Annotated in this window: 17 protein-coding genes; 4 read left to right on the top strand and 13 right to left on the bottom strand. The window is 69.8% G+C overall.

Going from position 1 to position 15,599, the window contains the following annotated elements; translation table 11 throughout:
• Nucleotide 1: 1 nt before the first annotated feature.
• The 3 genes from NKG96_RS05385 to NKG96_RS05375 all read right to left on the bottom strand — a co-directional run bounded on the left by NKG96_RS05385 (nucleotide 2) and on the right by NKG96_RS05375 (nucleotide 2,888).
• Entirely contained in the window at nucleotides 2-1,108 is a 1,107-nt protein-coding gene (locus NKG96_RS05385; protein ID WP_254537445.1) for an ArsA family ATPase, read from the bottom strand.
• A gap of 72 nt (nucleotides 1,109-1,180) precedes the next feature.
• A complete protein-coding gene (locus NKG96_RS05380) occupies nucleotides 1,181-2,281 on the bottom strand; it encodes a pyridoxal phosphate-dependent aminotransferase (protein WP_254538119.1) in 1,101 nt (366 codons plus the stop codon).
• Between the two features lie 58 nt (nucleotides 2,282-2,339).
• Complete coding sequence (locus NKG96_RS05375) at nucleotides 2,340-2,888, bottom strand: GNAT family N-acetyltransferase (protein ID WP_254537444.1); 549 nt, start codon at nucleotides 2,886-2,888, stop codon at nucleotides 2,340-2,342.
• Between the two features lie 84 nt (nucleotides 2,889-2,972).
• Between NKG96_RS05375 and NKG96_RS05370 the strand changes: the two genes are divergently transcribed.
• Together NKG96_RS05370 and NKG96_RS05365 are read left to right on the top strand one after the other, a co-directional pair.
• Complete coding sequence (locus tag NKG96_RS05370; protein ID WP_254537443.1) at nucleotides 2,973-3,497, top strand: CinA family protein; 525 nt, start codon at nucleotides 2,973-2,975, stop codon at nucleotides 3,495-3,497.
• A 53-nt stretch (nucleotides 3,498-3,550) separates the two neighbouring features.
• Entirely contained in the window at nucleotides 3,551-4,030 is a 480-nt protein-coding gene (locus NKG96_RS05365; protein ID WP_254537442.1) for a metal-dependent hydrolase, read from the top strand.
• Nucleotides 4,031-4,033: 3 nt separating this feature from the next.
• On the opposite strand, the gene NKG96_RS05360 is transcribed toward NKG96_RS05365, so the two are convergent.
• Together NKG96_RS05360 and NKG96_RS05355 are read right to left on the bottom strand one after the other, a co-directional pair.
• Nucleotides 4,034-6,133 (bottom strand): bacterio-opsin activator domain-containing protein, encoded by a 2,100-nt coding sequence (locus NKG96_RS05360; protein ID WP_254537441.1) that lies wholly within the window; start codon nucleotides 6,131-6,133, stop codon nucleotides 4,034-4,036.
• Nucleotides 6,130-7,704, bottom strand: a complete 1,575-nt coding sequence (locus tag NKG96_RS05355) for an ATPase domain-containing protein (RefSeq protein WP_254537440.1) — start codon at nucleotides 7,702-7,704, stop codon at nucleotides 6,130-6,132. The genes NKG96_RS05360 and NKG96_RS05355 overlap by 4 nt, the downstream gene beginning before the upstream one ends.
• 173 nt (nucleotides 7,705-7,877) lie before the next feature.
• Here NKG96_RS05355 and NKG96_RS05350 point away from each other — a divergent pair, with 173 nt between their 5' ends.
• Nucleotides 7,878-8,225 (top strand): DUF7344 domain-containing protein, encoded by a 348-nt coding sequence (locus NKG96_RS05350; protein ID WP_254537439.1) that lies wholly within the window; start codon nucleotides 7,878-7,880, stop codon nucleotides 8,223-8,225.
• 52 nt (nucleotides 8,226-8,277) lie between these two features.
• Here the strand turns inward: NKG96_RS05350 and NKG96_RS05345 are convergent, their stop codons facing one another.
• Nucleotides 8,278-9,006: a PHP-associated domain-containing protein gene (locus NKG96_RS05345; protein ID WP_368409290.1), complete on the bottom strand. Its 729-nt coding sequence runs from the start codon at nucleotides 9,004-9,006 to the stop codon at nucleotides 8,278-8,280.
• 131 nt (nucleotides 9,007-9,137) lie between these two features.
• Here NKG96_RS05345 and NKG96_RS05340 point away from each other — a divergent pair, with 131 nt between their 5' ends.
• Complete coding sequence (locus NKG96_RS05340) at nucleotides 9,138-10,319, top strand: redox-regulated ATPase YchF (RefSeq protein ID WP_254537437.1); 1,182 nt, start codon at nucleotides 9,138-9,140, stop codon at nucleotides 10,317-10,319.
• A 6-nt stretch (nucleotides 10,320-10,325) separates the two neighbouring features.
• Here NKG96_RS05340 and NKG96_RS05335 read toward each other — a convergent pair whose 3' ends face one another.
• The 7 genes from NKG96_RS05335 to NKG96_RS05305 form a co-directional block, all read right to left on the bottom strand.
• Nucleotides 10,326-10,721, bottom strand: coding sequence for a DUF8048 family protein (locus NKG96_RS05335; RefSeq protein ID WP_254537436.1), 396 nt, complete (start codon nucleotides 10,719-10,721; stop codon nucleotides 10,326-10,328).
• A gap of 82 nt (nucleotides 10,722-10,803) precedes the next feature.
• Nucleotides 10,804-11,727: an ornithine cyclodeaminase family protein gene (locus NKG96_RS05330; RefSeq protein ID WP_254537435.1), complete on the bottom strand. Its 924-nt coding sequence runs from the start codon at nucleotides 11,725-11,727 to the stop codon at nucleotides 10,804-10,806.
• Complete coding sequence (locus tag NKG96_RS05325; protein WP_254537434.1) at nucleotides 11,724-12,515, bottom strand: class I SAM-dependent methyltransferase; 792 nt, start codon at nucleotides 12,513-12,515, stop codon at nucleotides 11,724-11,726. The genes NKG96_RS05330 and NKG96_RS05325 overlap by 4 nt, the downstream gene beginning before the upstream one ends.
• A 43-nt stretch (nucleotides 12,516-12,558) precedes the next feature.
• Nucleotides 12,559-13,413 (bottom strand): UbiA family prenyltransferase, encoded by an 855-nt coding sequence (locus NKG96_RS05320; RefSeq protein WP_254537433.1) that lies wholly within the window; start codon nucleotides 13,411-13,413, stop codon nucleotides 12,559-12,561.
• Between the two features lie 63 nt (nucleotides 13,414-13,476).
• A complete protein-coding gene (locus NKG96_RS05315) occupies nucleotides 13,477-13,803 on the bottom strand; it encodes a hypothetical protein (RefSeq protein WP_254537432.1) in 327 nt (108 codons plus the stop codon).
• Nucleotides 13,804-14,026: 223 nt separating this feature from the next.
• Nucleotides 14,027-14,398: a hypothetical protein gene (locus tag NKG96_RS05310; RefSeq protein WP_254537431.1), complete on the bottom strand. Its 372-nt coding sequence runs from the start codon at nucleotides 14,396-14,398 to the stop codon at nucleotides 14,027-14,029.
• A gap of 52 nt (nucleotides 14,399-14,450) precedes the next feature.
• Nucleotides 14,451-15,572, bottom strand: coding sequence for a pyridoxal phosphate-dependent aminotransferase (locus NKG96_RS05305; protein ID WP_254537430.1), 1,122 nt, complete (start codon nucleotides 15,570-15,572; stop codon nucleotides 14,451-14,453).
• Between the last annotated feature and the right edge of the window lie 27 nt (nucleotides 15,573-15,599).

The following is a 15,599-nucleotide window of genomic DNA, read 5'->3' as shown; positions in this document are numbered from 1 at the left end:
GTCAGGCGAGGCAGGCCGCGACGACGCGCAGCATCGTCTCGCCGCTGACCTCCTCGGCGAACAGCGGGACCCGCTTCACATCGTGGCCCCGGAACACCTCCTGCGCCCGCGAGAGCGCCTCCTGCTGGCTCTCCCAGCGCTTCGCACAGAACTCGCAGTTCTCGGGGTTCGGGCTGACGACCCACCCGCTCTCCACGTCGACGACGTTCTCGAGGTCCTCCGTCACCCGGTTTACCACCACCGTCGAGACGGGGATGCCGAAGTCGTCCAGCTCCCGGATGAGGCGTTCGGACTCGACGACGCTCAGGCGCTCGGGGACCATCACGACTCGGAAGTCGGTCCGTTCGGGGTCCTGCAACGCGGCGCGGAGGCGTTCGATTCTGTCGGCGAACTCGCGCAGGCCGTCCACGTCGGCAGCGTCCCCGTCCCCGAACGGACCGGGCATGTCGCCGAGCATCCCGCTCATCTGCTCGCGGAACTGGAGGACGCGACCCATCATCGAGTCGAGCGCCTCCGGGAGCTGGAGGAGGCGGAGCGTGTGGCCCGTCGGCGCGGTGTCCACGACGACGCGGTCGAACCGGTCGTCGTCGAGGTACTCGAGGAGCAACTGCATCGCCGCCGTCTCGTCCGCGCCGGGCATCGCGCCCGCCGACATGGGGTTCATCCCGCCGAACATCGCGTCGGCCTGTCCCAGTCCCTCGCCGACGCCCATGCCGCCGAGGGGGCCGTCGCCACCGTCGTCCGAACCCGCGCCGCCCGGTCCACCCGCACCGCCCGCCCCCATCCCGAGACCGGCACTCTCCAGCGGCGAGTCCGCCGCCTCGGGGTCGATTTCGACCGCGTAGAGCGGCATGTCCTCCCGGATTCTGGTCGGTTCGCTCGGAATGTCGGTTTCCAGGACGTCCGACAGCGAGTGGGCTGGGTCGGTCGAGATGGCCAGCGTCGCCGTCCCGTCGTTGGCGCTGGCGAGCGCCGACGCCGCGGCCATCGTCGTCTTCCCGACGCCGCCCTTCCCGCCGTAGAGGACGTACTCGGGGGCGTCGAGGCCCTCCGGCGTCACCTCGTCGGCGTCGAGAGAGTCGACCGCCTCGACCTCGATGGAGCTCATACCGGCGCTACCCGACCGAGGCTTGTGTACTCGTTGGTAGCGCGTTGCACCTCCTGTCAGCGGGGGTCACGGTCAGCCCATCGACTCGGCCAGTCGCTCGGCGGCCTCCTCCACCCGGTCGGTCACGAGCGCGTAGCGGAACCACCCGCTGGTCGTCTCGCCGAACGCGTCGCCGGGCATCCCCGCCACGCCCGTCTCGTCGACGAGCCGTTTCGCGTTGTCGAGGGTGCCCTCCATCCCCTCGAAGCGCGCGAGGACGTAGAACGCGCCGTCGGGGACGACGTACTCCGCGCCCGCCCTGTCGAGGGCGTCGGTGAACACGCGGACTCGCTCGCGGAGCAGGTCCCGGTTGGCCTCGTAGTACTCCGGCCCGGTGTCGCGAAGCGCGGAGAGGACGGCACGCTGCCCCGGGTGGCTCCCAGCGACGTTCACGAGCATGTGGCGGGCGCGCGCCGGTCCTACCAGCGCCTCGGGGAGAATCGCGTAGCCCACCCGGAGGCCCGTGATGGCCATCGACTTCGAGAACGACCCGGTGACGACGCGGTTCTCGGATTCGACGGCGAGTGCGCTGGCGAAGCGCCCGGAGTAGTCGAAGTGGTCGTACACCTCGTCGCTCACGAGGAGGGCGTCGTGCTCCTCGGCGATTCCGACGAGTTCCGCGACGGTGTCGGCGTCGTACACCGCCCCGGTCGGGTTGTTCGGCGAGTTGACGACGACGAGGGCGGTGTCCTCGCTGGCGCGTTCGCGCACGTCCGCGGGGTCGAGGTCTCCCGTCGGGCCGACGGGGACGTACCGCACCTCGGAGCCGAGCATCGCCGCGCGGTCCGGGTAGTAGGGGTAGGTGGGGTCCGTGAGGAGCGTCTCGGTCCCCGAGAAGGCGTCCAGCCCGCAGGCCATCGCGAGGTAGTTCGCCTCGCCGCCGCCGTTCGTGACGACCACGCGGTCGACGTCCACCCCGCGCCGCGTCGCTATCTCCTCGCGGAGGTCGCCGAGGCCCTCGCTCGGCGGGTACTGGAAGTCGGCGGGCGGGCCGTCGGCGTACTCGCGGAGGCCCTCCCGCAGGGCCTCGGGTGGCTCCCAGTCGGGGTTGCCGCTGACCATGTCAACCACGTCGCCCTCGGCGGCGTCGGCGTAGGCCATCACGTCGAAGAAGACGGGCCGGTCGAAGTCCATGCCGCGAGTGGTACACGGGGCGTCGTCGTTCTTTCGCTCTCTCACCTACCCCCGCGACCTACCCGCGCCACTCCTCGCGGAGCAGGCCGTACTGGACCATGTCGCGGTACTCCCCGTCGACGTACATGAACTTCCGACGACAGCCCTCCTCGGTGAACCCGAGCGATTCGAGCAGGCCCCGCGAGGCGTCGTTCGAGGCGAACGCCCCGGCGCCGATTGCGGGCACGTCGTAGGTCCGAAAGGTGTAGTCGACGGCCAGCGAGACGGCCTCCGTGCCGTATCCTTCGCCGTGGACCGACGGGACGAGCCAGTAGCCCAGTTCCGGGCGCTTCCAGTCGGCGTCCTGAACGCTCACGACGCCGATTGGCTCCGTGTCGCCCTCGTCGGGCGCGCCGGGTGGGGCGTCCGGCGCGTCGAGACAGACGACGAAACGGTCGTCCGAGCGGTCTTCGAAGCCCTCCTCCAGTTCCGTCCGGTTCTTGACGGGAGTCCCGAGGGGGTATCTGAGGTCGGGGTCGGTACAGGCGCGCTGGACGAACGACAGGTCCCCGCGTTCGAGGGTTCGGAGGGCGACTCGCTCGCCGCGGGTGACGCGTGCGCCGGGCATGGGGAGTGCGGTCGGAACCGAGGTATAGGTCTTCTGTACACGTAGGGGCGAACGATTCTTTCCCCGTCCAGGCGAGGGTGGGGTATGAGCGACGAGAGCGGTGACGGCGACGACGAACCCATCGAGAAGCGGGTCGGCGAGGTCCTCCGCGAACGAGACGCCACGCTCGCTATCGCCGAGTCGTGTACGGGCGGTCTCGTCGGGTCCCGCATCACGGACGTGTCGGGGGCGAGCGACTACTTCGACCGGAGCGTGGTCTCGTACTCCTACGACGCCAAACGGGACCTGCTGGCCATCTCGCGGGAGACGCTGGACGACCACGGCGCGGTGAGCGAACCCGTCGCCCGGCAGATGGCCCGCGCGGTCTGTGACACCGCCGACGCGACGTGGGGGCTGGCGACGACGGGCATCGCGGGGCCCGACGGCGGCACCGACGAGGACCCGGTCGGGACGGTGTACGTCGGCGTCGCGAACGCCGCGCCGTGGGGGACCGGCGAGTCGCGGACCACGGTGAAACGGCACGTCGTGGAGGGCACACGCGAGGAGGTGAAGGCGGGGTTCGTCGACCGGGCGCTCACGGACCTGCTGGAGCGAATCGAGTCCGGTTGAGTCGCCACCCGGAGAGAGACAACGTTTTAGGCGCGCTCGCGCCACCGACGGGCGTGAACAAGGACGGACACGTCATCAACGGCCTCCTCCTCGGCGTCGGGTTGGGGTTCATCCTCGAACCGTCCGGCGGAACGGAGACCCTGCGGACCGTCGCCGCGGTGACCGTCCCCGTTGTCCTCGGTGCGCTGTTCCCCGACGTCGACACCGCCTTCGGGAGCCACCGCAAGACCCTCCACAACCTCCTCACGCTGGGGGTGTTCCTCGCGTTCCCGTTCGCCTTCGACAACCTCCACTGGGTCTGGGTGGGCGTCCTCACCCACTACGTCCTCGACGTGGTGGGGAGCAAGCGGGGTATCGCCCTGTTCTATCCCTTCCCGAAGGAGTACAGCCTCCCGACAGGCGTGGCGACGAGCAGTCGGTTCGCCAACGCGGTGACACTCGCGGTGACGGCGGTCGAACTGGCCGTCGCCGCGGGCGTCGTCTGGTACGGGCCGTCTGCGCTCGCGACGGCGGGGGCGGCGCTCGGACTCTGACCCCTAGCCCTCCAGCAGTGCCTCGAGCAGTTTCCGCTCGGCGGCCCGGAGGTGCTCGTGGAACGTCGACGGCGAGACGTCGAGGGACTCCGCGACTTCCTCGCCGGTGCTGGAGCGGGGCCAGTCGAAGAACCCCGCGAAGAACGCCGTCTGGACGACCTCCCACTGGCGGTCGGTGAGCCGTTCCTGAAACGACGCCCAGAGCTCATGGCGCGAGGTGAGCGCGTGTTCCGTCTCGCGCTGGGCGAGGAGGCTCGCCGCCTCGTAGCGTTCCTGGAGCCCCGTCGTGATGGCGTGGATATCGCTCTCGAAGGGGAGTTCGACGGTCACCTCGTAGCGCCCGTCCTCGACGACGAGGTCCACGACGCGCGCGCCGAGTCGGCCGAACGCCTGTACTACCTGCTCCTCGTCGAAGACGAACTCGAAGAGCGCCTCCCCCCCGTGTTCGCCCACGAACCGGGCGTAGCTGATGGCGGGTTCGGTCTCGGCCTGTTCCAGCACCGCCTCGGGGTCGCAGTCCACGACGGCGAAGTACTCCAAGAACGACCCGTTGGTCGCGGCGACGACGCCCTCCAAGCGGAACTGGCAGTCGATGTCCGCCGAGATGTGGTGGAGCGCGGAGTCGGGTTGATCGATGGCGAACTCCAGTTCGACGACCCGGTCCGCCAGCAGGGCGCGGCGGCTCTCGGCGGCGTTGACCGCGTGGCCGATGGTCTCGCCCAGTTCCTCGAGGACCGACACCTCGTCCGCGTCCTCGAACGCGCCGGGGCGGTCGGCGAACAGGCCGAGCGCCCCGTACTGCGTGTCCTCGTAGGTGAGCGGAACGGCGATGGCCGCGCCGAATCCCTGGGCTGCGGCGGCCGCCTGCCACCGGCCCCCCTCCGTCGCCTGCAGGTCGTCCACGACGACGACCGACCGCGTGGCGAGGGCCTGTCCGACGGGGTCGCGGACGCCGTCGCCGCCACCCGTCGAGATGACCACCTCGTCGAGGTAGTCGTCGGCCGCCCCCGTCGCGGCGTGCGGGGTGACGGCGTGTCGCGTCGCGCTGTCGGTCCCGATCCACGCGGCGACGTACCGCCCGCTCCCGACGAGGCGGTCGCAGACGGTGTGCTCTATCTCCGCGCGGTCCGTCGCCCTGACGAGCCCCTGGTCGATGTCGCGGATGAGGGCGTTCAACCGGTCGAGCGTCCGCAGCGCGTCGCGCTGGCGGGTTATCTCCTGTTCGCGGAGGTGGCGCTCGGTGACGTCGCGGACGACGAGTTGGACGGCTGGCCGGCGATCGTAGGTGATGGCCGCGGCGATGAGTTCCGCGTGGCTGACCTCGCCGTCCGTCACCACGCGCGCCTCGATGGCCCCGCGGGGACCGTCGTCCCCGGTCGCCTCGCCCGGGGCGCACTCGTCGGAGTCGCCGACGCCACCGACGAGCGACCGCACCGCCTCGCGGTCCGCCTCGTGAATCGCGTCGAACAGCGACTCGCCGTAGAGCGCCTCGGGGTCGTCGACGCCGAACAGTTCCGCCCCGCGGCTGTTGAGGTACCGGACGGTCCCGTCGGAGTCGACGGTGGTGATGGTCTCCGGCGCGACGGACAGCAGGCGGCGGTACTGCTCGCGCTGGTCACGGAGTCGCAGGGAGAGCTCCCGCGAGTTGAGCAGGTTTGAGAGCCGACCCTCCAGTTCCGCCTTCTTAATGGGCGTGGTGATGAGTTCGTCCACCCGTTCGCGGACGACGCCGTCGATCTGTTCCCAGACGCCCGGCCCGAGACGGTCGAGTTCCTGCTGGGAGACGACGAACAGGAAGGGCAACAGGACGGGTCGTTCGCGGCGCTTTCGCTCCATCAGCGGTTCCTCGTGGTGGGCGAGGGCGACCCGGTCGACGACGGCGAGGTCGAACGACCCGTCGAGGTCGTCGGGCGACGACGCCGTCACCACGTCGTAGTCGGTCGCCAGCCACTCCGCGAGGAGCCGCCGGTTCTCGTCGTGGGCGACGAAGACGACGACGCGCGGCGTCCCCGTCGGTCCCCCGAGGAGGGGTCGCTGCCGGTCGCCGCAGCGTTCGGCCGCGACCGCGTGTGTCCCGTCGTCCCCCGATGACGGGTCGGTCACTGCGATCGGTCTCGGTCGGCGTCGAGCCAGCGTGACGACCCGTCAGGTCCGCCGTGGCCGTCGGGGATCTGGTCAGCCCTTGGAGGGAACGATTCGGCCGCAGAGTCGTGGGCGAAAGCGTCGTCACCTGGCGCGCGCGTCGGGTTCCCGGTGAGGATGCCGTCGAGACCCGTCAGCGGTTCGCCGATACGGATGCCGTACTCGGTGATGCGGAACTCACGGACGGTCCGCTCGAAGTCGCTCGTGCGTTTCTTCAGGACGCCGATGACCTTCCGCATCCGCGAGTCCATCTCGATGTGCTGGATGAAGACGATGGTGTCCGAGAGGTACGACAGCCCCTCCTGGGTGAGCGTGAAGTCGCCCGTGATGGTGCGTATCTCGTTCATGAGGATGACGGTCACTCCCATGTTCTTGAGGAAGCGACAGAGCGAGTGGAGTTCGCGCGTCAGGTTGTCGTTCTCGTCGCGCAGGGCCTGCTTGTACCCCTCGACGCCGTCGATCATGACGATGCGGGCGTCACGCTCTTCGACCTCCTCGCGGACGGCGTGAGCGAACTCGGTCGCCGAGAGCTGGAGCGCCTCCACCTCCTCGATGGCGAGCGTCCCGCGGTCCATCATGTCCGTGATGGGCATGTTGATGGACTCACAGCGGTGGACGAGCGTGCTCCGGGCCTCCTCGAAGGAATACACGACGGAGCGCTCGCCGCGACCCGCGGCCTCCTTCATGTACTGGAGGCCGGTGGTCGTCTTGCCGACGCCGGGCGACCCGGAGACGATGGTGACGGTGCCACGCTCGAGGCCGCCGTTGAGCAGTTGGTCGAGTTCCGGCACCCCCGACGGGATGGACTCGGCGAAGAACTCCTTCTCGTAGTCGCGTGGGACGATACGCGGGTAGACGGTCATCCCCTCGTCGGAGATGCTGAGGGCGTGGTCGCCGTTCTCGACGCCGGACCCGCGGAACTTCGATACCGAGACGGTCCGGCCGCGCGAGGTGCGGTCGAGTTCGACCACGCCGTCGCACATGAACTGCAGGTCGTCGTCCGGCGTCGCCTGCGTCGCCTGCGAGGTGAACACCACCGTCGCCCCCTGCTCTTTCAGGAACCGCATGAACGACAGCACCTCCTTGCGGAACTGGAACTCGTCCGGCGAGAGCTGTCGCATCTGCGTGATGGGGTCGACGAAGATGCGCGTCGGCGACTCCTCCCGGACCCGTTCGGTGATGCGGTCGGTGAGGACGTCGCCTTCTACCTCGTCGGGGCTGAAGATGTCGTACGAGAGGTCCTCGGTGAAGAACTCCGAGTCGGGACTCATATCGAGGAAGTCGATGTCCGAGACGTCGACGCCGAGCGACGCCGCGTTCTCGCGTATCTCGCGGACGGGTTCCTCCATGTTCACGTACATGACGTCCTCGCCCGCGGCGACCCCCTCCACGAGGAAGTGGAGTCCGAGGATGCTCTTGCCCGCGCCCGGTTCTCCCCGAATCATGTACGTCCGGTTCTGGATGAACCCCCCGTAGAGCACCTCGTCGAGCCCGTCGATACCCGTCGAGACACGTTCCAGCGCCTCACTCATGAAACCAACCGAGACAGGAGGTAGTAATATCTGTTACGACCGGGGAGGTGCCGCGGGGTCGACCCCGACATCCTCGAGAAACTATCAGCCCGTCGCCACCACCGGGCCGGACTGACCCGGTCCCAAATCCTTGGGGGTGCTGAGCTAATGCGTACAATCTTGAGACTGTTCGTATGGAGAGTCAGACCACTTCCATCGCCGCCGCCCGACCGCCCCAGTTCGAGACGAGCGAACAGTCCCGCGACGCGCTGTGTCGCGTCTTCGCGAACGCCCGCCGTCGCGCCACCCTGCGCGTCCTGGCCACGCACGACGACGCGATAGAAATAGACGCGCTGGCCGAGGCCGTCGTCGGCGAGGAGTTCGAGGACGAGGGCGACGACGAGCGCACCGACCGCGTGCTCGTCTCGCTGTACCACAACCACCTGCCGATGCTGGCCGACTGCGACCTGCTGGAGGTCGACCGCCGCGGCGAACGCGTGTTCGTCCACCCGAACACCGCGGACATCGCCGCCCTCCTGTAAGCGCGTCGGATCGTCACTTCTCGGAAAACCCCGCGCCCGCCAGCCGACGCGCTCAGTAGACGCGGACGTCGTCGAATCGACCGTCGTACGCGATGTGCCCCGGGTGGGTCGCCTCCGTCGCCGACAGGAGGACGCGGTCTATCTTCCCCCAGGTGTTCTCGTAGACGAGGTGGGCGGCCTCCACCGTACAGCGCAGGCGGTGTTCGAGGCCGTCGCGGTGACAGACCCGGCGCGGGGCGCGTTCCTTGAGCAGGTCGGCGAGACCCGAAGCGTCCGTGACGGGCTCCTCGAAGGTGGTCCACGCCTCGCCGATGGTCCCCCGGAGGTGGGCGTACGAGGAGGTAAAGCCCGGCAGACCCGTCTCGCGGGCGATTTCGAGCGCGCGGTCGTTCTGCTCGGGGAAGTGCTTCGGGTTGTACACCTCCACGGCGTCCACGTCGTACTTCCGGATGTCGGACTCCTCCAGGCTGACGGTGAGGAACTCGGGGTGGGGGGCGAGGACGGCGGCGTCCTGCCGGTCGAGTTCCCGCATGGCCCCCTCGAGCGTGACGAAGTCGGGGACGGGGTCGGTGAGGCCGACGGCGAGGACGTGCTTCCGGTCGCGCCACGACCCGGTGAATATCTCGCGGGCGGGGAACACCCGCAGATCCTCGTCGGAGAACGCCTCGGCCTTCGCCGCGATGTTCGGCAACCGGACGAAGTGGGGGGCGTACACCAGCGCGTCGAGGCCGCGCGCCTTCGCTCGCTCGACGACTCGCTCGTCGAGTATCTTGACGTGCATATCGACGCGGAACTCCTCGCTCGACACGTCCCCGGCTACCGGCGGTTCGATGATAACTGGTTCGGACGAGCGCGGGACGCGAGAGTCGCGCGACCGAAAGGCACACCCGGTCCCCCCGCGAGGGGTGCGGTATGCTCTCAGTCGCGCTCGCGGGCAAGCCCAACGCGGGCAAGTCCACCTTCTACCGCGCCGCGACGCTCGCGGACGTGGACATCGGCAACTACCCCTTCACGACCATCGACCCGAACCGGGGGGTGAGCCACGTCCGGACCGAGTGTCCCTGTCTCGAACGCGAGGAGCGCTGTGGCGACGAACACTGCCACGACGGGAAACGGTACGTCCCCATCGAACTGCTTGACGTGGCGGGACTGGTCCCCGGCGCCCACGAGGGGCGCGGCCTCGGCAACCAGTTCCTCGACGCGCTCTCGAACGCCGACGTCATCCTCAACGTCGTCGACGCCTCCGGCGGGACGAACGCCGAGGGCGAACCCGTCGAACCGGGGAGCTACGACCCCGTACAGGACGTCGACTTCATCGAGGAGGAGATGGACCTCTGGATGGCGGGCATCGTCGACCGCAACTGGGAGTCCGTCGAGCGCCAGTCTCGCTCCCCGAACTTCGACCTCGAAGACGCCCTCACCGAGATGCTCACCGGCATCGGCGCGAGCGAGGCCGATGTGGCCGCCACCCTCCGCACCGTCGAGTACCCGACCGACCCCAAGCAGTGGACCGACGAGGACCGCAGGCGACTCGCGCGTGACCTCCGCGAGCGCTCGAAGCCCATCATCGTCGTCGCGAACAAGGCCGACGCCGCGAGCGAGGAGAACCTCGACCGCCTCCGGGAGGCCGCAGAGGTCGTGGTACCGGCCACCGCCGAGGGGGAACTCGCCCTCCGACAGGCGGCGAAGGCGGGCGTCATCGACTACGACCCCGGCGACCCGGACTTCACCGTCACTGGCGACGTCTCCGAGAAGCAGGAGGCGGGCCTCGAACGCATCCGGACGGTCATGGAGGCGTGGGGCGGGACGGGCGTACAGGAAGCCCTCGACACCGCGGTCTACGACTTCCTCGACCACGTCACCGCCTACCCGGTCCAGAACGAGGGGAAGTGGACCGACGGGCAGGAGAACGTCCTCCCCGACGCCTTTCTCTTACCCCGAGGCTCGACGCCGAAGGACCTCGCGTACGCCGTCCACTCCGACATCGGCGACGGCTACCTCCACGCCGTGAACGCGAAGGAGAACCGCCGCATCGGCGACGCCTACGAACTGGCGGAGGGCGACGTGGTGAAGATCGTCAGTACGGCCTCCTGAGGGCGCTCAGACCATCTCCTCTGCCGTGTCGACGCCCGCGACGACCGCCGTCCCCTCGGCCAGTTTCTCCCGGTAGCCCGTCGTCGCCTCCGAGAGCAGTCGCTCGGCCTGTTCCTCGTGGGCGGCCCGGACCGCCCCGAGCGTCGACTCCGAGAGGTCCAGTCGGTCGCCGATGTCGGCCCACTCCTCGCCGTCGACGAAGTAGATTCGAGACCCCTCGACGGTGGTGTGGTCGTACTCGCGTTCGAACCGCGAGTGCTCGTCGGTCAGGTCGGCGGCGACCACGTCCAACGCGCCCGCGAGGTCGTCCGCGTCCACGTCGCGTTCGGCGGCGACGCGCTCGCAGATTCCCGCGTCGATGGCCGTCTCGCCGGTCGGCGTGTCGTCGGTGTCGTCGGTCATCGCCGGGGCCTACTCGCGGACGGGCCATGAAGCCCCCACCCGACGCGACTCGATTCGCCCGACCCCGTCCGATCCCGCCCGACTACTCCCGCCCCGAGAGCAAGGCGTCCGCGAGGACGACCTCCGTCCCCGCGAGGCCGACCGAACAGAACAGCGTCAGGTCGTCATCGCTCTCGCGTCCGACCTCGTCGCCCGCGACGACGGCGCTCAACTCGACCATCTCGTCCCGGGGCGAGTCGAGGAAGAACGGGTCGCGGTACTCCGCGTACCCCTCGACCTGCGCCAGCGAGTCCGTCGCGATGCAGTCGGCGGCCTCGGCCATCGCGAGGGGGAGTTCGTGCGCTCCCGCGAACTTCGGGCCGAGGGTGGTGACGTGCGCGCCCGGCGCTAGCCACTCCGGGTCGAAGACGGGCGAGTCGCTGTCCGTCGCACACACCAGCACCTCGCAGTCGCGGACCGCCGCCTCGGCGCTCTCGACGGCTTCGACGGGCACCCCCGTGGACTCCCGGAGGGTCGCGGCGAACGACTCGCGGTGCTCCCTCGTCGGCGAGTAAACCAGTGCCGCCTCGACATCCCGGACCGCACAGGCCGCCTCCAGTTGCGACCGGGCCTGCGCGCCAGACCCGAGGACGCCCACCGTCGACGCGTCGCGGGGTGCGAGGTGGTCGATGGCGACGCCGCCGATGCCGCCCGTGCGCAGGAGGCCGACGGCGTGTCCGACGCACTGCCCCCGGTAGGCCCCTGACTCGCTGTCGAAGACGGCCACGAGTTGCGTGTGGTCGTCACCCGTCCCGAGCGTCTCGTACACGCGAAAGCCCATCGCGCCCCGGCCGAGGGCCGCGCCCGCCGTGAACACGAGTTCTCCAGCGGGAACGTCCAGCGACCAGCGCGGGGGCGCGACGAGCGTTCCGGCGGCGTGTTCGCGGAACGCCGACTCCATCGCCGCGACCACCCTCTCGGTGTCGGCGGCGAAGACGTCGCCGTCGGTGAGGGTCGGAGCGCTCATCGACCTCCCTCCTTCCGGGCGACGAGGACGCCGGTGTCCTTCTCGACGTGGAGGACGCCGTCCTCGAACCGGTCGACGAACGCCGCGTGGAGGTCGGGGGCGTCCTCGGGGCCGAACTCCTCGCGCGAGCAGAGGTAGCGCACGACGGGTTCCACCTCCGTCACGGCGAGGGCGTTGTCGTGACGGTGCAGCGTGACGGACTCGAAGACGTCGGCGAGTTGCTCGCGCCCGTTCTCCAGTCTGAACCCGTCGATTCGAGCGAGGGGGCCCCCGTGGACCCCCTCCGCGACCTCGTACACCTCCTTCAGCGCCCGCTCGCCGTTCGTGGTCGCGTACAGTCGCCCGCCGGGCCGGAGAACCCGACGAACCTCGCGGAGCGCACGGCGGCGCTCGGCGACGTGGTAGAGCATGTGGTTCGCGGTGACGGCGTCGAAGGAGTTCGAAGCGAAGGGGAGCGAGGCGGCGTCGACGACGCCGAAGCCGAACCCGCCGTTCGCGTCGCGGAGGGTCTCGCGTGCCTCCTCGACCATCCCCGGCGAGGCGTCGGTGTGGAGGACCGACCAGCCCTCGGGAACGCGGTCGGGGACGGCCGCCCAGAGGTCGCCCGGCCCGCCGCCGAGGGTGAGGACGCGGGCGTCCGACGGGAGGTCGAGGCGGTCGAACAGCCACGGGTGGAGGTCCACCTCGGCTGTCGAGAACCGTTCGTGGAGGGCGACGCGGTCGGAGAGGTTGGCGGCGTCGGCGTACTGCTCTGCGAGGGCCTCCCGGTCGTCGAACCAGTCGGTCATGGCCGTCACTCGCCGTGTGCCGTGAAAAAGCCCCCCGACGCCCTCACTGGAACGGCCGGAACCACACCGCGACGACGAGGAGAGCGAGGAAGACGTACGACCCGCGGATGAGCACCATCGTGGTGTGTTCGGCGTCCATCCGGCGGGTGAGGAGGGCGATGGCGGCGAAGGCGGCGACGGCGAGGACGCTCCCCGGCGGGAAGACGGGCGTGAGGACGGCGAGCGCACAGACGACGACCATCCCCGTCGCCATGAGGAGGTAGGCCGTCGTGCGCGCGCGCTCGCGCCCGAGGACGACGGCGACGGTGCGTTTGGAGATGGAGCGGTCGTACTCGTAGTCCTTCGCGTCGTCAATGACCTTGATGCCCGAGAGGACGGCCACGAAGACGACGGCGAAGCCGAGGACGGTCGGCGAGACGGACTCGGCTTGGACGTAGTGGCCGCTGACGAGGGCGAACCCGATTCCCAGCGGGTAGCCTGTCGTCGCGGTGACGGGGTTCATGTCCAGTTGCGGGGCGTGGAGATAGCCGATGACCCACCCCGGGAGGGTGAGCAGGGCGGCGGTGGGGCCGACGAGGACGGCGATGGCCGTCGTCCCGAGGAAAAAGAGGACGGAGGACCCGGCGAGGGTGCGGCGACACCCCGCCGCGCTCAGGGGATGGTCGTTGTCCTCGCCGCGGACGTGGAAGTCGACGTAGCCGTCCTTGACGTGGGCGGTGTACAGCGCGAAGAACGCCGTCACCATGTGCAAGAGCGCCAGTGGGACGGAGAACTCCCCGGCGAGCACCGCGCCGAACGCGCTCGCGGCGACGGGCGGGAGCATGAACACCGGGTGGACCTGCGAGGCGAGTGCCGCGAGGTCGGCGCGGACGCCGTCTCCGTGTCTGGCGATAGCCATGCTGAACGGTAGCGTGACACGGCAATAAAACGTCAGGCTGCTTTCACGCCGACCGGGGAGCGGTCAGCGTTCGGCGAGGCCGACGTCGAGGCGCAGGCCGAGGCCGGGGACGGCCAGCGAGGCCTGCCGGCCGGCGACCCGTCGTGCGGCGGCGCGAGCGACGGCCGCGAGGGCGGCCAGCGTCAGGAGGGCCGCGAGGGCGGTCAGCGGGTAGGCGACGACGGCGACGGCGAGAGGCGCGAGGAGCGTCATCGCCAGCGTCGCGGTCAGCGACCGGGCGTCGGCGGGGACGCGGCGGTGACCGGACGTGCCAGCGAGGGCGCGGGGCCGGTCGAGGGCGGCGGGTTCAGGGGCGGTACGTCGGGAACGGGGTGAGTGCTGTCGTGACATCTGACTGCGGGGGGTGGGCACTCGTGAGCGATGCGGCACTCGGCAGGAGCAGTCGTGCCGAGACGGGGGTCCCGACACGGCGAGGACTCGTCCACGGGAGACGAGGGCCGGTGGGACCGGGGTCAATCGAAGCGGATAACGGGGTTCATTGTCCTCACTCGTTCCGAGACCCGCGGGGAGTAAAAAGTGTCAGGGTGGTGTGACGAACGGTCGCACGGTACGGTCAGGCCCAGTTGCGCTCGTCGAGGACCGTCTCCGCGAGGTGCGAGGCGAGCGTCCGCGCTCGCTTCTCGGTCCCCTCGTGCAGTTCGCCGGAGACCGGTCCCGTCTCCCCGCCCAGTTGCTCGACCTGCGAGATTCGGGCGTCGAGGGGGTCGCGGTCGCGGTGGGCCAGAAGTCGGTCGCGGAGTCGCTGGAGGGCGTCCGGGGAGAGTTCCCGGTCGAGGTGCTGGAGGTCGTATCTGACGACGAAACCGCGTTCGGCGTCGCGGACCGCGACGACCGGCAGGTCGCGGTCGGCACATCGCTCCCAGACCCGACGCTGTTCGGCGGGCGTCTCGTAGAACGGGACGTGTGCGGGTGCGAGTGAGTCCACGTCGACACTACGAGTTCGAGGGGGAAGTGGTGCGCGTTCGTGGTTCGAGGACTCAGCGGACCGCGTCGGTCGCCTCGCGCATGATTTCGACGGCCTGTTTCAACTGCTCGGTGCTGGCGGCGTAGGAGATGCGGGCGTGGCCCGCGCCGCCCTGCCCGAAGGCGTCGCCGGGGACGACGACGACGCCGCGGTCGATGACCGCGTCGACCCACCCGTCGGGCACGCGGGGCATCGCGTAGAACGCCCCCTGCGGCGTGGGGGTGTCCAGTCCCATCTCCTCCAGTCCGTCCAGCAGGATGTCGCGGCGCTCCTCGAACGTCTCGACCATCTGGCCGACGACGTCCTGCGGGCCGGAGAGGGCGGCCTCGGCCGCGAACTGCGCCGGGGCGCTGGCGCACGCTTGCACGTACTGGTGGGCGCGGAGCATCCGCTCGATGCGTCGTTCGCTGCCGGCGACCCACCCGAGTCGCCACCCGGTCATGGAGTAGGTCTTCGAGCAGGCGTTGACGACGACGACGTTGTCCGTCTCGGCGAACGCCATCGGCGAGTGGTGGTCCCGCCCGAACGTGATGCGCTCGTACACCTCGTCGGTGATACAGAGCACGTCGTGGTCGTCCGCGATGCGGGCGAACTCGCGCATGTCCTCCTCGGACTGGACCGCGCCGGTCGGGTTCGACGGGGAGTTGACGACGAACGCGGCGGTGTCCTCGGTGATTGCCGCCTCGACGGCGGCGGGGTCCATCGTCAGGTCCTCGCGGAGTTCGACGGGTTTCGGCGTCCCGCCGGCCAGTCGGGTGAGGGCGTCGTAGGAGACGAATCCGGGGTCCGGAAAGAGTACTTCCTGACCGTCCTCGACGTGGGCCTCCATGGCGATGTGGAGGGCCTCGCTCCCGCCCGCGGTGGCGATGACATCCTCGGGGTCCACCGAGAAGTCGTTGTCCCGGTCGTGTTTGGCGGCGATGGCCTCCCGGAGTTCGAGCGTGCCCTTGTTCGAGGTGTAGCCGTCGGCGCGCCCCGACTCGATGGCGTCGATGGCCGCTCGCTTCGCGTGTGCCGGCGTCGGGAAGTCGGGTTGCCCGAGGCCGAGGTTGATGGCGTCCTCGCCCGCCGCCTCGAACACCTTCCGGATGCCGCTGATGGAGATCTCCTCGATTCGCCGTGAGAAGCCGGTCATACCCCTACCCCGGAGCGATGGGGTATA

Origin of the sequence: Halomarina litorea, from assembly GCF_024227715.1 — an archaeon.
Lineage (GTDB): Archaea > Halobacteriota > Halobacteria > Halobacteriales > Haloarculaceae > Halomarina > Halomarina litorea.
The sequence above is the reverse complement of the archived record's forward strand: the minus strand, read 5'-3'. Positions and strand labels throughout refer to the sequence as shown.